Source organism: Streptomyces sp. NPDC015125 (genome assembly GCF_043080045.1).
In the GTDB taxonomy this organism is placed as follows: domain Bacteria; phylum Actinomycetota; class Actinomycetes; order Streptomycetales; family Streptomycetaceae; genus Streptomyces.
Map to the genome: position 1 here is coordinate 22,805 of NZ_JBIBVF010000004.1, position 14,945 is coordinate 37,749.

Below are 14,945 nucleotides of genomic sequence, written 5' to 3' on the forward strand. Positions count from 1 at the left end.
ACGGTGTGCACGGTGTGCCGGCGGCGCTCCCTCGTCGGGGAGTGCCGCCCGTATGCCGTCGACGGGCTCGGCGAGCCGGGCTGCAGTGTGCAGTGAGTGCCGATGGTGTCCGGCACCGAGGGTGTCCGGCACCGATGATCTCCGGCACCGATGACGTCCGGTGCCGACCAGGCGGCCTGGATCGACGAGTTGCTCGATCGACGAGATACCCCCGATCGGCTCCGCCTGACCCGGGCGCATGCGCTGGGGGTATCGATCGGGGGCCGGCCGGCGGTACAGGCGGCTCTCCACCGTCCAGGGCGCATCGCGTCGGGTGATCGCACCGGGGTCGGCCAGGGGCCGGGCGACCGGTCAGGGCGGACGGGTCAACTCGGCGGCGCCGTACCGAAACGCAGCCGGGTGATCAGCGGGCGGTCCCCGCGGAGCAAGGGCACGGCCGCGGCGCGGGGCGCGAGATAGCCGAGGAACCCACGGCCCGCGGGCAGCGGGACGTCGGCCACGTCGCCGATGGCCGGATGGGCGGCGCGCAGTTGGTCCCGCCCGGCCGCGTCCATGCCCCAGGGCATCGGGGGCAGCTGATGGCCGCCGGGCCCCTTGGCGCCGGCGCGGGTGCGGGCGCTGAAGCGCCGCGACACGGTGTCGAACACCATCGAGCCGCCGGGAAACGCCTCGGCGCAGTCGGCGATCAGCCGGAACACTTCCGCCGGCCGCAGATACATCAGCACGCCCTGCGCGGTCACCAACACCCCGCGTGTGGCGTCGATCCCGGCCATCCACCGGCGTTCGCGGATGTCACAGGCGACGAGCCGCTGCCGATCTCCGTGCGGAAGTACCCGGCCGCGCAGCGCCAGCGGTTCGGCGAGGTCGACGGTGACCCAGTGGGCCCGGCCGTTGCCGACCCGCCAGAACTGGGTCTCCAGACCCTCGCCGAGAGCGATCACGGTGCCCTCCGGGTGGGCGGCGAGGAAGGCCCGCACGACGCCGTCGAATCCGAGGGCCCGGAGGGCGATGGCCTGCGCCAGCCATGGCCGGACGGCGCCCAGCCGCTCCGCGAAGGGGAAGTCGACCTCGGTGCGGAGCTGTACGGCGCGTGGATCGGGCAGCACCGTGTCCGGGCGGGCGGCCTCGGCGGCGCGGTGGTAGAGCGTCCACAACGCCGTTTCGGGAACTCCCTTGAGGTCTGCCGTGACGCGGACTGGCACCGAGTTCCTCCCAGAGTGCGGTGTGGCGGCGGTCCGGCGGCGCGACGCCTCTCGGCCCGCCGGCTGCACTGCCTCGATGTCGCGTTGATACCGCCGCTCCCGCCCCGCACGGGGCCGATCGGGGGGCCGGTCACCCTCGGGAGTGCATAGTCGTACTGCGGAATGCGCCCTGTCCTCTGGCCGGTACCGGGCAACTGCCGGGTGCCGGGCGGGAGCCGGGGCTCGCTCGCCCGCCTGCCCGCGCAGGAGGTCGGAGGCCGGATGCGCTCCGACACCGCTTCACGGCGGCGGAGTTGTGGGAGGCCGGTGCCAACGGTCCCTCGGACAAGGCCGGTTGATGAGGGCGTCCGGCCCGGGAGAGGAGGCGGCCCGGGAGGGAACCCGCCCGGGGGAGGAGCCGGCTCCGGAGACGGGTCGGCCCGGGAGGTGGGCCGGTCCCGCAGAGGAGCCGGTCCCGGAGGCGAGCCGGTGCCGGCCTGCGGAGGTCAGTGGGCCAGATCGCGGTGGATGACGCGGGCGGCGCCCTCGACGGTGTCCACCCCGTAGTCCATGGTCCGGCTTCCGGTGGAGAGGACGGCCATGCCGTAGTCGTTTCCGCCGCCGGTGAAGGAGCCGACGCTGTTGATCCGCCAGCCGCCGGTGTGGCGCGGCAGCCAGCCGTTCTTGACGTGGGCGGAGGCCGTGGCGGGGGCGCCGGCGGGCACGCCCCAGCGCTGGTCGGGGGCGACCCGGTGCATCAGGTCGAGCGCATAGCCGCGGGAGGCCGCGGTGAGCACCGTGTTGTCCGTGGTGAGCAGCTGCATCAGGGTGAGCTGGTCGGCGGCGGTGACCTGGGTGAGGCCCCAGGCCTTGCCCGCGCCGGGGACGGTGTGCCCCATCCCCGCCAGGGACAGGAAGTGCTTGATGCCGGCCGAGCGGATCTGGTGCCAGAGCGCCGAGGTCGCGTCGTTGTCCGACTTGGTGATCATGGCGGTGGTCTGCTTCACCTCGTGCGGGGTCAGCTTGCGGTGTGCCTCCTGGCTCTGCCGCAGCAGGGCACCGAGCACGGTGACCTTCACCACACTCGCCGAGTCGAAGTGGGTGCCGGCCTTGAACTCGCAGCGGGTGCGGGTTGGGCGGTCGTAGACCGCCAGCGCCGAGGCGCCCTTGCGCCCGTGGAGGGCGTCGGCGATGTCCTGCGACAGGGCGGGCGCCAGGCCCGGCTTCTTGGAGGTGCACACGACCCGGGAGTCGCCCACCGGCGTGCTGGAGGTGCTGGCCGAGGCCGAGGTCGCCGTGGTGAGTGCCGTGAGCAGTGCTCCGGCGGCCACGGCCGCGGCCAGCCCACGGCGCGTGCGGGTCGCTATGCGTGATCCGTGCATGAAGGTGGTGTCCTGTCCCGCTGTGTATCGGAGGCCCGCTACCGGGTGGCCGGCCTCGGGTGACCGGCGGTGCGCCGGGCAGCTGCGGCCGTGCTGCGGCCGGGGTCCCGGTTGAAGGTCACAGTGACGATACGTGGCGGGGGTCTGGACGCCTTGGGTGAATGGGGTGAATTGTCCGTATTTGGGTTGCGTGTCGTGGTGTGATTTTCGACAAATCGGGCGGTGGGTAGGGGGTGGGTTCGTGGGGGTGGGTGCGGCTGGTTTCCGGTGGGTGCGGGTGGTGGTCCGGGTGGTTTCTAGGGGCGTGGCAGGGCCTTGCGGAGTTTGGTGGCGGTGCGTGGGCGACGGGTGGCGGCCGCGCGCCTCCGTCGTGCACCGGCCATCAGCTGGCGGCTGCGGAGTGCCATCTCGATCTCGAACCGGGTCCGGGGGTCGCGAAGGCCGGCCCCGAACAGCTTTTCGAGCTGGCGCATCCGGTAGCGCACCGTCTGCGGGTGGATGCTGAGCGCCTTGGCCACCTCGGGAGCCCCCATGCCGCCGAGCCAGGCCAGCAGGGTGGCTTCCAGCCGCTCGCACCGCTCCGGCGTCAGTCCCGCGAGCGGGCTCAGATGGCGGGCGATCAGCGTGCGGGACAGTGACTCGTCCTGCAGGAGCAGAAGGGACGAGAGGTGGTCGTCGACGAACACCACACCGGCCTCGGGGCCGTCGTGCGGGGATGCCAGATCCAGTAGCCGGGATGCGGAGCGCACGGACGCGGCGGCCTCGTGCGCCGGTACCGCATGACCGACCACGGCGGCGCGGTGCCGCAGTACGCCCTTCAGTCTGGCCCTGCCGCTCTTGCCGTCGGCGAGCTGGGCGGGGATCAGCAGGCCCGGTGCCTCCTCCGGCGCGCTGACCAGACAGTCGCCCAGTGCGGACGCCACGAGATGGATGTCGGTGTCGGTGCGCAGCATGACGGCGCGCACCTTGTCGGGTAGCGGCCGGCCGCGTCGTAGTACCTCCTCGATCAGGCGGGTGACCTGCTGGTGACCGCCGCGCTCGATGACTTCCCGGAAGCCTGGGTTGCGATCGCAAAGTGTTTGCGCGATCAGTTCGGTCAGGATCGCGAGTTGGTCGTCTTCACTGTCGGCCCGGATGCCGCGTTGCGGTAAGGCGTCGTTGAGGGCTTCGCTCACCATTCTGCCTCTGTTTCATCGCGTGGGAAGCTGGTCCAGCCTGTTCTACCTCACCTGGCACGTGCCGTCGGCAGCTGACAGAACTCGTTCGGATGCCCTTTCGGAATCCGTCAGAAGTCCTTCCGCTTTGCGACAGAAACTGCCTGAGATGCGGTGCCACAAGAGCGTACCCCCAGGTTCCGGTTGGAAGGAATCGTGGTGCAGCAGCGAAGGAATCGTGATGCTGCCGCCAACGGGGGCGTCCCGGCAGGTCCTGGACGGGGCGTCAGCCCGGAGGTCCTGGTTAGGCTGGGGGAGCTGTTCGGGCCCTCCGAACGCGATGTGAACGAGTGATGTCAGGAATCCTGCGTACCGCCTCCTAGCTGCGATAGGACTGGTGAATGTGAAGATCCTCATCTCCGCGGACATGGAGGGCGCCACCGGCGTGACCTGGCCCGCCGATGTGCTGCCCGGCACCCCTCAATGGGAGCGCTGCCGCCACATGTTCACGTCCGACGTCAATGCGGCGATTGCCGGATTCTTCGACGGCGGGGCCGACGAGGTGCTGGTCAACGAGGCGCACTGGACCATGCGCAATCTGCTGCTGGAACAGCTCGATGAGCGGGCTCAGATGCTCACCGGGCGGCATAAATCGCTCAGCATGGTCGAAGGTGTGCAGCACGGCGATGTCGACGGCATCGCGTTCGTCGGCTACCACACCGGGGCGGGCACCGAAGGCGTCCTTGCGCACACCTACCTCGCCAACACCCTCACCGGCGTCTGGGTCGACGGCACCCGTGCGAGCGAGGGGTATCTGAACTCCCTTGTGGTCGCCGAGTACGGCGTACCGGTGGTGCTGGTCACCGGCGACGACCGCACCTGTCAGGACGCGCTGGGTTACGCCCCGCAAGCACCCGCCGTAGCGGTCAAGGACTATGTGTCGCGCTATGCGGCGGTGTGCCGGCCGCCGGCCCGAACGGCAGCCGAGATCCGGGCCGCGTCCTGCAAGGGGGCGGTGCTGGCGGTACGTCACGAACCGTCCCGGTGCGGGCCGTTCCGGTTCGAGTTGGAGTTCGACGCCGAGCATCTGGTGGGCGCGGCGACCTGTGTACCCGGCGTGGAGCGCACGGGAGAGCGCCGGGTCGCCTATACCGGTCAGGACATGTACGAAGCCATCCGGTGCTTCAAGGCGGTCACCACCGTCGTGTCGTCCGCCGTGGAGGAACAATATGGCTGAGCGGGAGAGGGCGGCCGGGGAGCCGGCGGCCGGGCAGCAGGCCGGCGGCGTGGACCGGCAGGCGCTCGACGAGGTGGTGCGGTTCACCTCCGAGCTGATCCGGATCGATACCGGCAACGCCGGTGACGGTACCTGCCGGGAACGGCCGGCCGCCGAGTACGTCGCCGAGCGGCTGGCCGAGGCCGGACTGACGCCGGCACTGCTGGAGCGCAGCACGGGTCGCACGAATGTCGTCGCCCGTATCGAGGGCACCGACCCCGGGGCCGACGCCCTGCTGGTGCACGGTCATCTGGATGTGGTCCCCGCCGAGCCCGCCGAGTGGAGCGTGCACCCCTTCTCCGGGGAAGTGCGCGACGGCGTGGTCTGGGGCCGGGGCGCCATCGACATGAAGAACATGGACGCGATGGTCCTCGCCGCCGTACGGCAGTGGGCCCGCAGCGGAGTGCGGCCGCGGCGGGACATCGTGCTGGCCTTCACCGCCGACGAGGAGGCCAGTGCCGAGGACGGCGCGGGCTTCCTGGCCGACCGGCACGCCGGGCTCTTCGAGGGCTGCACCGAAGGCATCAGCGAGTCCGGGGCCTTCACCTTCCATGCGGACCGCGGGATGCGGCTGTATCCGATCGCGGCGGGGGAGCGCGGTACCGCCTGGCTGAAGCTGACCGCCCGGGGCCGGGCGGGGCACGGCTCGAAGGTCAATCGCGACAACGCCGTCAGCAGGCTGGCCGCCGCCGTGGCCCGGATCGGCGCGCACGAGTGGCCGGTCCGGCTCACCCCGACCGTGCGGGCCGCGCTCGGCAGGCTCGCCGCGCTGCACGCCGTCGAGGTGGATGTCGACGCGCCGCACTTTGATGTCGATGCGCTGCTCGGCCGGCTCGGTGCGGCCGCCAAGCTGGTCGAGCCGACCGTCCGCAACAGCGCCAATCCGACGATGCTTTCGGCCGGTTACAAGGTCAATGTGATCCCGGGATCGGCCGTCGCGTATGTGGACGGCCGGGTGCTTCCCGGAGGAGAGGCGGAGTTCCGTACGACCATGGACGAACTCACGGGGCCCGGGGTGAGCTGGGACTACCACCACCGCGAGGTCGCGCTGCAGGCCCCGGTCGACTCCCCGGCCTATGCCGCGATGCGGGCCGCGATCGAGCGCTTCGACCCGGGCGGCCATGTCGTCCCCTACTGCATGTCCGGCGGCACGGACGCCAAACAGTTCTCCCGGCTGGGCATCACCGGCTATGGTTTCTCGCCGCTCAGACTGCCCGAGGGGTTCGACTACCAGGCGCTCTTCCACGGTGTGGACGAGCGCGTGCCGGTCGAGGGGCTGCACTTCGGCGTCCGGGTGCTCGATCACTTCCTGCGCACGGTCTGACCGGCCGGAGTACGCCCGACCGGTGGAGGAGAGGAACTGCACATGGTGACCACGGCTCCGTACGGCGGCTGGACGTCCCCGATAGACGCCCGGGCGGTCGCCGCCCACGACGGCCGGCCGGCCTTTGTCGGTGTGGTCGGCGACGAAGTGTGGTGGACGGAGCCGCGGCCCGCGGAGGGCGGCCGGCGGGCGCTGGTCCGCCGGCGGCCGGACGGCGCCGAGGAGCCGGTGCTGCCCGCACCCTGGAACGTCCGCAGCCGGGTGCTGGAGTACGGCGGCCAGCCCTGGGCCGGTACCGTCACCGAGCACGGACCGCTCCTCGTCTTCAGCAACTTCGCCGACCAGCGGCTGTACGTCTGCACACCGGACAGCGGCGACGCCCCGCGCCCGCTCACCCCGCTCTCCGGCATCGGCGCCGGACTGCGCTGGGTCGATCCGGTACTGCGCCCGGAGTCCGGCGAGGTGTGGTGCGTCCTGGAGGAGTTCACGGGCGACCGGCCGACCGATGTGCGCAGGGTGATCGCGGCCGTGCCACTCGATGGTTCCGCCGCCGAAAACCGCTCCTGCGTAAGGGAGTTGAGCGATGACCGGCACCGCTTTGTGACCGGCCCGCGGATTTCCGCGGACGGGCGGCGGGCCGCATGGATCGCCTGGGACCACCCCCTGATGCCCTGGGAGGGCACGCTGGTGATGGTGGCCGGGATCACCGGCAAGGGCGAGTTCGAGGACGTCCGGCCGCTCGTCGGCGACCTCGGCACCGGCGCGCCGGGCGGCGGCGCGGCAGGGGAGTCCGTCGCGCAGATCGAGTGGGCGGCGGATGGCTCGTTGCTCTTCGTCTCGGACCGCAGCGGCTGGTGGGAGGTGCAGCGCATCGATCCCGACGGCGGGGAGGGCGACGGCGCGGTGGCGGGCCACGCCCTGTGCCCCGCCCGGCAGGAGGAGTTCGGCGGTCCGCTGTGGAATGTCGGGCAGCGCTGGTTCCTGCCGCTGGAGAACGGCACCGTCGCGGTGATCCACGGCCGCGGCTCCACCACTCTGGGCATCCTCGACCCGGTGAGCGGCGAACTCGTCGACTCCGCCGGTCCCTGGACGGAGTGGGCGCCCACCCTCGCCGTGCAGGGCAGCCGCGTCCTCGGCATCGCCGCAGGACCGCACCGCTCGTACGAGATCGTCGAGCTGGACACCTGCACCGGGCGCACCCGGGCGATCGCCTGCCGGCATGCCGACATCCTGGACCCGGCCTACTACCCCCGGCCGCAGAGCCGTACCTTCACCGGCCCCGACGGACGGGACATCCACGCCCACATCTATCCGCCGCACAACCCCGACCACCGGGCGCCCGACGGCGAGTTGCCGCCCTTCGTGGTGTGGGCACACGGCGGCCCCACCGGACACGCCCCCATGGTGCTCGACCTGGAGATCGCCTACTTCACCTCCCGGGGCATCGGCATCGCCGAGGTCAACTACGGCGGGTCGACGGGCTACGGCCGGGAGTACCGCGAGCGGCTGCGCGGCCAGTGGGGCGTGGTGGACGTCGAGGACTGTGCGGCCGTGGCCCGGGCGCTGGCCGACGAGGGCACCGCCGACCGTGCGCGGCTGGCCATCCGCGGCGGCAGCGCCGGCGGCTGGACCGCCGCCGCCTCACTGACCGCCACCAACCTCTACGCCTGCGGCACCATCAGCTATCCGATCCTGGACCTGACCGGCTGGGCCACCGACGAGACCCATGACTTCGAGTCGCAGTACCTGGAGTCGCTGGTCGGTCCGCTCGCGGAGGTGCCCGAGCGCTACCGCGAGCGCTCGCCGCTGCACCGCGCGGACCGTATCGCCGCGCCGTTCCTGCTGCTCCAGGGCCTGGACGATGTGATCTGCCCGCCCGTGCAGTGCGAACGGTTCCTCGCCGCGGTCGCCGGGCGCGGTACGCCGCACGCCTATCTGGCCTTCGCCGGGGAGGGGCACGGCTTCCGTCGGGCGGACACCATCGTGCGCGCCGTGGAGGCCGAACTCTCCCTGTATTCCCAGACCTTCGGCCTCGCCCGGAGCGATGTCCCGGCGCTGGAGCTGCGCGGATGACCGCGGCGGAGCCGGTACGGGCGCCGCGGCTGCGGCCCGGCGACCGGGTGGCGGTGGTGGCACCCAGCGGCCCCCTCGCACCGGAGCGGCTCGACCGCGGCCTGGACGTACTGCGGAGCTGGGATCTCGACCCGGTCGCCGCCCCCCATGCCAGGGACACCCACGCCACCCTGCGTTATCTGGCCGCGGCCGACGAGGAGCGGGCCCGCGACCTTCAGGAGGCGTGGTGCGACCCCGCCGTCAAGGCCGTGTTCGCGGGGCGGGGCGGCTACGGTGCCCAGCGGATGGTCGATCTGCTGGACTGGGACACCCTCCGGGCCGCGGCCCCCAAGCCGCTGGTCGGCTTCAGCGATGTGACGGTGCTGCACGAGGCGTTCGCGGTGCGCGCCGGGGTGTCCACCCTGCACGGGCCGGCCGTGGCGGGTGAGGTCTTCCTCAAGGACGACGCCACCCGCGAGCATCTGCGGCGCACCCTCTTCGCACCGGAGACCGTCCGGACCCTGGTGTCGCCGACCGCCCGGCCCCTGGTGCCCGGACGGGCCCGCGGGGTCACCCTCGGCGGCTGTCTGACCATGCTCGCCACCGAGTTGGGCTCCCCGAGGGCCAGGCGCGGCGCGGCGGGCGGCCTCCTGCTGCTGGAAGACATCGGGGAGCCGCCCTACCGCCTCGACCGGGCGCTCACCCAACTCCTGCGGGCCGGCTGGCTGGACGGTGTCGCCGGGATCGTGCTCGGGTCCTGGGCCGGCTGCGGTCCCTACGACCGGGTGCGGGAGGTGCTGGTGGACCGGCTGGGCGGGCTCGGGGTGCCGGTGGCCGAGGAGTTCGGCTTCGGGCACGGCGACTGGGCGCTGACCCTGCCGCTGGGGGTCCCCGCGGAACTGGACGCGACGGCCGGCACGCTGACCTTCGAGCGACCGGCGACCGTGTGAGGGGCCTTCCCTGACGGCTCGTCCCTGATGGGTGACCCCTGATGCTTCGTCATGGCGGGGCGTTGCCGGGGCTGTCGGCCTGCCGTGTCGCCTCGTATCGCAACGGGGGCGGCGCTGAACTGACGTCCTAACGGCGACGCACGTCAGGGCCGTTGACTTCCCTTTACCCGTGGCACAGCATGAGCGCGCCGTTACCGACTGGTTGGTACGACGTGTGTGGAGGTCTTCGTGCCCAGCGTGTCCCGAGGCGTGTTCCGAGGAGTGTCCCGCCGCCCCCTGCTCCGCATGTCCCTCGCCCTGCTGGCCGGTTCCGCCCTCGTCGCCCCTCTCGCCCTGACCGCCCCCGCACCCGCGGTGGCCGCCGCCGCCCCGTACACCGTCACCGCGCTGCAGGTCACCGTCCGGGCCGGGGACCGCAAGTGCACCCTCGACACGGACGTCTACCGCCCGGCCGGTGCCGCCGCCGCCCATCCGGCGCCCGCCGTGCTGACCACCAACGGCTTCGGCGGCGACAAGGCGGACGGCCCGACCGACGCCCTCGCCAAGGCCTTCGCCGCCCGCGGCTATGTGGCGCTGGCCTACTCCGGACTCGGCTTCGGCAAGACCGGCTGCCCGATCTCCCTGGACGACCCCCGGATCGACGGCCGGGCGGCAAGCGGGCTGGTCGACCTGCTGGCCGGTGCCCGTGCGGCCGACAACGGGACGCGTATCGACTATGTCGCCAAGGACGGGGCGGGGGACCCGCGGGTCGGCATGATCGGCGGGTCCTACGGCGGGGCGGTGCAGCTGGCCACCGCCGCTGTCGACCACCGGGTCGACGCGCTGGTCCCCCTCATCACCTGGAACGACCTCTCCTACTCCCTCGACCCCAACAACGCCGGCCGTACGCAGGGCGCCGGCGGACCGCTGCCCGGTGCGTACAAGTGGCAGTGGACCAACGGGTTCTTCCTGATCGGCGAGGCGCAGGGGCTGCTGCACCCCCACCTCGACCCGTCGAGGTCCGGCGGCGCCGGCTGTCTGCACTTCGTCGCGCAGGCCTGCGACACCAAACGGCTGCTGGATTCCGGCAGGTACCCGGCGGCGCGGACCCGGGCCGTGCTCGCCTACGCACGCAGTGTCTCCCCGGTGTCGTATCTGGCCTCGGTCAAGGCCCCGACGCTACTGGTCCAGGGCCAGGACGACAGCCTGTTCAACCTCAACGAGGCCACCGCCAGCTACCGGACGCTGGCCGCACAGGGCACCCCGGTCAAGATGATCTGGCAGGCCTGGGGCCACAGCGGCGGGATGAGGAAGCCGGCGCAGGGCGAACTCGACCTGGCGCAGGGCAACCTGGACACCAGCTATGCCGGGCGGCGGATCCTTGCGTGGTTCGACCGGTATCTGCGCCGTCGGACGGCTACCGTCACCGGCCCGGCCTTCGCCTACTACCGGGACTGGGTGACCGGCGGGTCCGCCTACGCCACCTCGCCCGTCTTCCCGGCGGGCGGCAGCCGGCGGCTGTACCTCTCCGGGGACGGCAAACTCGTCGGCCGCCGCGGCGAGGTGGCGCGCGGCAGCCGGGAGTACCGCAACCTGCGGACGGCCACCAGCCACTCCGAGAGTTCGCTGGCCGGGCTGCTCGGCCTGCCGGACGTGGCGCCCTACGACGCCAGGGGCACCTACCTGGACTGGACCTCGCGGCCGGTGACGGGCGGGGCGGTGGAGGTGGTGGGTGTGCCCAGAGTGACGCTGAAGGTCTCCTCACCGCAGGCCGAGCGGGTACAGAACTCCGCTGACGCGGCCGACAAGCTGGTGCTCTTCGCCAAGCTCTACGACGTCGCGCCGGACGGCAGGAAGACGCTGGTGCACCGGCTGGTGGCCCCGGCCCGGGTGCCCGATGTGACCCGGAGGTTCACCGTGGAACTGCCGGGCATCGTGCACCGTTACGAGCCGGGGCACCGACTGCGCTTGGTCCTCGCCGCGAGCGACGACGCCTATGCGGGCAACCGAGGGGTCAAGCCGGTGACGGTCAGCGCCGGGCCCGAGAACACCGGGGTGCTCGAACTGCCCGTCACCCAAGGGGTGTTGCGGTAGCGGATGGGGTGGATGCCGTAGGGACAAGTAGGAGGGCGGAAGGTGCCGGGCACGCCGGGGGCGCCGGGTGTCAGCCGGGAGCCGCGCGCGTCAGCCGGGCCGTCCGCGGGGGCGGTGGCTCAGTCGTCCGTGACCGAGATGGCCTGCACGGGACAGGCGCGGGCGGCCTCTCGCACCAGCGGGTCGCCCGCGCCGTCCTCACGGCCGGGCAGCAGGGCGCTGAAACCGTCGTCGTCCTGGGTGAAGACTCCCGGCGCGGTCAGGGCGCACTGGCCGGCGCCGATACAGCGGTCGGTGTCGATGGTGATCCGCATCCCGGACCCCTTTCGTTCGTCTGCCGTCATGGCTGCTACCAGGCCAGCGGCAGTTCGATCATTCCTTGCAGGGTGTCGCCCGGCTTGAACGGAATCTCGGCGGCCGGCACGGCGAGCCGCAGGTCCGGGATTCTGGTGAACAGCGAGCGCAGCGCGATGTCCATCTCGGCGCGGGCGAGGTTCTGGCCCAGGCACTGGTGGATCCCGAAGCCGAACGCCACGTGATGACGGGCCGAACGGTCGAGGTCCAGCTCGTCCGGTGACGGATAGGCGGCGTCGTCCCGGTTGATCAGCGAGGTGGGGAACAGAACGCCGTCGTCGGCGCGGATGAGCTGCCCGCCGATCTCGATGTCCTCCGTGGCCACCCGCAGCATGCCGTCCGCGATGGACAGGAACCGCAGCAGTTCCTCGACGGCGGCCGGCATCAGGCTCTCCTCGGCCTTCAGCTGAGCCAGCTGCCCGGGGTGTTCGAGGAGGGTGAAGGTGCCGAGCGAGATCATGTTGGCGGTGGTCTCATGGCCGGCCACCAGCAGGATCATGGCGAGCCGGACCAGGTCCTCGTGGGCGAGGTCGCCGGCCCGCAGCCGCTCCTCGACCAGTTCGTCCAGCAGCCCCTCGCCCGGGTTCTTCTCCTTGTGGGCGATCAGCTCGGTGAAGTACTCCTCCAGCTCGGTGCGGGCGGCCTCCGCCGCCTCGGCCGTACGGCTGCGCAGCAGGCGGCTGGAGGCGTCCTCGAAGAACTCGTGGTCGGAGTACGGGACGCCGAGCAGCGAGCAGATCACCATCGAGGGGACCGGCAGCGCGAACGCGGAGACCAGCTCGGTGGGCGGGCCCTCCGCCAGCATCCGGTCGAGCAGCTCGTCGACGATCCGCTGGATGTCCGGCCGCAGCGCGGCGACCCGTTTCACGCTGAAGCTGGGGATCAGCATCCGGCGCTGGGTGTTGTGCTCGGGGTCGTCGACCCCGAGCAGCGGGGTTCTGACCTGGCGGATCGCTGCGAAGCGCTCGACCGGCATCGGGAAGGCGGGGTTCTGCCGGTCGGAGGAGAGCCGCTGGTCGCTCAGCAGCGCCCGTGCCTCGCTGTGGCCGGTTACCGCCCAGACCTTGCGGCCGTCATAGAGCGCGACATGCGTCAGCGGTCCGGTCTCCCGCAGCGGCTGATAGCCGGCGGGCGGGTGGTAGGGACAGGTGCGGTCCTGAAAGTAGGAGATGGCTTCGGTCACGGAATTCCTCCCGTACGAGGAGCTCAAGTGGGATCGAGCTGCTCGGGGTGTGAGATGTCAATGCTGAAGCGCGCCGTGTTCGCCGCGCTGATCTCACCTCATGCCTCGGATACCGGGCGCGTCTACGCGCAGTTCGGCCAATTTCGTTCAGGTTCGCTCATTTTCGGAACCGTCACCTCCGTTCAGGGGCCGTACGAGGGTTTCGGGCGCCCCGTCCAGGTAACGGTCGCGTGCGGCACCGGGCCGCCGGCTCTGCGGGACGGCATGCCCGAGCTGGGTGTGCCCGAGAAGGGTGTGCCCGAGCTGGGTGTGCCCAAGAAGGGCGGTGCAGGCGAGCGGGCCGCGGCTCTGGGCCCGTCCTCGGGAAAGCCCGGCTCCGCGAAGAGCGCGGCGATATGGCCGAGGCGCCGGGCGGTCATCCGGGCGAGCGCGAAGCCGGCCTTGGTGGCGCCCAGCCGGGCGGCCGGCCGCTCCACGGCCACCGCGGCGAGCCGGCCCATGGCCGCCAGGGCGCCATCGGCCCGGTCCGCAGCGGTCAGCCGCTGTCGTGCGCCGCCGTCGCGGAGTGCCTTCGCTCGCTGTGCTGCCATGTTCATACGGCACCGTACGGACAAACATACGCCACCGTATGCAGGAACGGGAGGCGGCGCAGGCGCGATCCGGGCCCCTGCCAGACTGCCGTCATGGGGCGACGACACGAGGGTGAGCGGGGCGGCGGTACGGATCTGGCCTGGGCGGCCCTGGCCGGCGACCCGGCCCTGACGGGACGGATCGCGTACGGCGGTCCCCCCGGTCTGCTGCCGGCCCGGCTGCCGGTCATGGCGCTGGCCCGGTCCACGGTCGCGGTCTGCGCGCTGGCCGCGGCCGAACTGGCAGCCCGGCGCAACGGCCGTCCGGTGCCCGCCGTACGGGTCGATGACGGGGCGGTGGCCACCGCCTTCCTCAGCGAACGCCACCTGCGGGTCGACGGCCGTGCCTGCTCGTCCTTCGCCCCGCTCTCCCGCTTCTGGCGCACCGCCGACGGCTGGGTACGTACGCACGCCAACTATCCGCACCACCGCGACCGGTTGCTCCGCGCGCTGGACCTCCCCGGGACCGCCGGGGGAGCGGACGTCGAGGCCGAGCTGTCCGGCCGCCGGGCCGAGGAGATCGAGGAGACGGTCTGTGCCGCGGGCGGGCTGGCCGTCGCCGCCCGCACCCCCGAGGCCTGGAGCGCCCACCCGCAGGGCGCCGCCGTGGCCGCCCACCCGCTGCTGACCCTCGACGGCGCCCCGGCCACCTGGGCGACCCCACCCGGCCGCTGCGGCACGGATGCGCCGGTGTGGCAGTAGGAGCGGGCGGTTGCGGAGGGCGGGGGCCACGGGCCGGAGGCCGCTGTGAGGGCGGGCGGGGCCCCTCGCAACCGGCGGCGGCACCACCGCCAACTGCTGGCCTGCTGCCCTCCCCCTCCGTACGATCCTCCGGTGACGACCAACGACCGCTACCTCGCACAGGGCCCGCGGGTGGGCATCCGGCACTTCACCGCCGCCGACCGGGAAGAGTTCACGGCGCTGGCCCGGCAGAGCGCGGAACTGCACCACCCCTGGCTCTTCCCGCCGGCCGAGGACGCTGCCTACGACGCCTATCTGCACCGGCTCCGGGAGCCGGAGCGCGAGGGCTTCTTGATCTGCGAGCTCGCCGACGGGCGGATCGCCGGCTACCTGACGATCAACAACATCGTGCACGGCGCGTTCCGCTGCGGCGCGATCGGCTACGGCGCCTTTGCGCACGCCGCCGGGCGGGGGCTGATGAGCGAGGGCTTGCGGCTCGTCCTGCAGCACGCCTTCGGGGAGATGGGGCTGCACCGGCTGGAGGTCAATGTCCAGCCGGCCAACGAACGGTCGATCGCCCTGGTCAAGCGGGCCGGGTTCCGGCTGGAGGGGTTCTCGCCGGACTTCCTCTTCATCGACGGCGCCTGGCGCGACCACGAGCGCTGGGCGATCACCGCCGAGATGGTCGCCGGGCAAACCGTGTGAT

12 protein-coding genes and 1 pseudogene are annotated in these 14,945 nt (G+C 72.2%); 7 read left to right on the top strand and 6 right to left on the bottom strand.

Annotation, left to right across the window (positions count from 1 at the left end):
- Positions 1-365: 365 nt before the first annotated feature.
- The 3 genes from ACF088_RS12285 to ACF088_RS12295 form a co-directional block, all read right to left on the bottom strand.
- The gene (locus ACF088_RS12285; RefSeq protein ID WP_392375615.1) at positions 366-1,202 is read right to left on the bottom strand and encodes a class I SAM-dependent methyltransferase; all 837 of its coding nucleotides are present in this window, start codon (positions 1,200-1,202) and stop codon (positions 366-368) included.
- A gap of 485 nt (positions 1,203-1,687) precedes the next feature.
- Positions 1,688-2,563, bottom strand: coding sequence for a serine hydrolase (locus ACF088_RS12290; protein ID WP_392375616.1), 876 nt, complete (start codon positions 2,561-2,563; stop codon positions 1,688-1,690).
- Positions 2,564-2,859: 296 nt separating this feature from the next.
- Positions 2,860-3,741 (bottom strand): helix-turn-helix domain-containing protein, encoded by an 882-nt coding sequence (locus tag ACF088_RS12295; protein ID WP_392375617.1) that lies wholly within the window; start codon positions 3,739-3,741, stop codon positions 2,860-2,862.
- A gap of 379 nt (positions 3,742-4,120) precedes the next feature.
- Between ACF088_RS12295 and ACF088_RS12300 the strand changes: the two genes are divergently transcribed.
- The 5 genes from ACF088_RS12300 (at position 4,121) to ACF088_RS12320 (ending at position 11,392) form a co-directional block, all read left to right on the top strand.
- Positions 4,121-4,954, top strand: coding sequence for a M55 family metallopeptidase (locus tag ACF088_RS12300; RefSeq protein ID WP_392375995.1), 834 nt, complete (start codon positions 4,121-4,123; stop codon positions 4,952-4,954).
- Positions 4,947-6,317: a M20/M25/M40 family metallo-hydrolase gene (locus tag ACF088_RS12305; RefSeq protein ID WP_392375618.1), complete on the top strand. Its 1,371-nt coding sequence runs from the start codon at positions 4,947-4,949 to the stop codon at positions 6,315-6,317. The genes ACF088_RS12300 and ACF088_RS12305 overlap by 8 nt, the downstream gene beginning before the upstream one ends.
- A 42-nt stretch (positions 6,318-6,359) precedes the next feature.
- Positions 6,360-8,390, top strand: coding sequence for a prolyl oligopeptidase family serine peptidase (locus ACF088_RS12310; protein WP_392375619.1), 2,031 nt, complete (start codon positions 6,360-6,362; stop codon positions 8,388-8,390).
- On the top strand, positions 8,387-9,319 hold the full coding sequence (locus tag ACF088_RS12315) for an LD-carboxypeptidase (protein WP_392375620.1): 933 nt from the start codon (positions 8,387-8,389) through the stop codon (positions 9,317-9,319). Before ACF088_RS12310 ends, ACF088_RS12315 begins: the two co-directional genes overlap by 4 nt.
- Positions 9,320-9,604: 285 nt before the next feature.
- Positions 9,605-11,392 (top strand): CocE/NonD family hydrolase, encoded by a 1,788-nt coding sequence (locus tag ACF088_RS12320; RefSeq protein WP_392375621.1) that lies wholly within the window; start codon positions 9,605-9,607, stop codon positions 11,390-11,392.
- Between the two features lie 119 nt (positions 11,393-11,511).
- On the opposite strand, the gene ACF088_RS12325 is transcribed toward ACF088_RS12320, so the two are convergent.
- From ACF088_RS12325 to ACF088_RS12335, 3 genes are all read right to left on the bottom strand, one after another.
- Positions 11,512-11,706: a ferredoxin gene (locus tag ACF088_RS12325; RefSeq protein WP_088800950.1), complete on the bottom strand. Its 195-nt coding sequence runs from the start codon at positions 11,704-11,706 to the stop codon at positions 11,512-11,514.
- Positions 11,707-11,741: 35 nt separating this feature from the next.
- Positions 11,742-12,929: a cytochrome P450 gene (locus ACF088_RS12330; RefSeq protein WP_392375622.1), complete on the bottom strand. Its 1,188-nt coding sequence runs from the start codon at positions 12,927-12,929 to the stop codon at positions 11,742-11,744.
- A 182-nt stretch (positions 12,930-13,111) separates the two neighbouring features.
- Positions 13,112-13,519 (bottom strand): hypothetical protein, encoded by a 408-nt coding sequence (locus tag ACF088_RS12335; protein ID WP_392375623.1) that lies wholly within the window; start codon positions 13,517-13,519, stop codon positions 13,112-13,114.
- Between the two features lie 93 nt (positions 13,520-13,612).
- On the opposite strand from ACF088_RS12335, the pseudogene ACF088_RS12340 reads away from it, so the two are divergent.
- Both ACF088_RS12340 and ACF088_RS12345 read left to right on the top strand, forming a co-directional pair.
- A pseudogene (locus ACF088_RS12340) lies at positions 13,613-14,236 on the top strand (CoA transferase); the annotation flags it as partial.
- Positions 14,237-14,392: 156 nt separating this feature from the next.
- Positions 14,393-14,944, top strand: a complete 552-nt coding sequence (locus ACF088_RS12345; protein WP_392375624.1) for a GNAT family N-acetyltransferase — start codon at positions 14,393-14,395, stop codon at positions 14,942-14,944.
- Position 14,945 lies beyond the last annotated feature (1 nt).

Excerpts from the sequence above, each read along its gene's own strand:
- ACF088_RS12310 (WP_392375619.1), top strand. The coding sequence starts at position 6,360 with ATGGTGACCACGGCTCCGTACGGCGGCTGGACGTCCCCGATAGACGCC.
- ACF088_RS12335 (WP_392375623.1), bottom strand. The coding sequence starts at position 13,519 with ATGGCAGCACAGCGAGCGAAGGCACTCCGCGACGGCGGCGCACGACAG.
- ACF088_RS12320 (WP_392375621.1), top strand. The coding sequence starts at position 9,605 with ATGTCCCTCGCCCTGCTGGCCGGTTCCGCCCTCGTCGCCCCTCTCGCC.
- ACF088_RS12290 (WP_392375616.1), bottom strand. The coding sequence starts at position 2,563 with ATGCACGGATCACGCATAGCGACCCGCACGCGCCGTGGGCTGGCCGCG.
- ACF088_RS12315 (WP_392375620.1), top strand. The coding sequence starts at position 8,387 with ATGACCGCGGCGGAGCCGGTACGGGCGCCGCGGCTGCGGCCCGGCGAC.
- ACF088_RS12305 (WP_392375618.1), top strand. The coding sequence starts at position 4,947 with ATGGCTGAGCGGGAGAGGGCGGCCGGGGAGCCGGCGGCCGGGCAGCAG.
- ACF088_RS12325 (WP_088800950.1), bottom strand. The coding sequence starts at position 11,706 with ATGCGGATCACCATCGACACCGACCGCTGTATCGGCGCCGGCCAGTGC.
- ACF088_RS12295 (WP_392375617.1), bottom strand. The coding sequence starts at position 3,741 with ATGGTGAGCGAAGCCCTCAACGACGCCTTACCGCAACGCGGCATCCGG.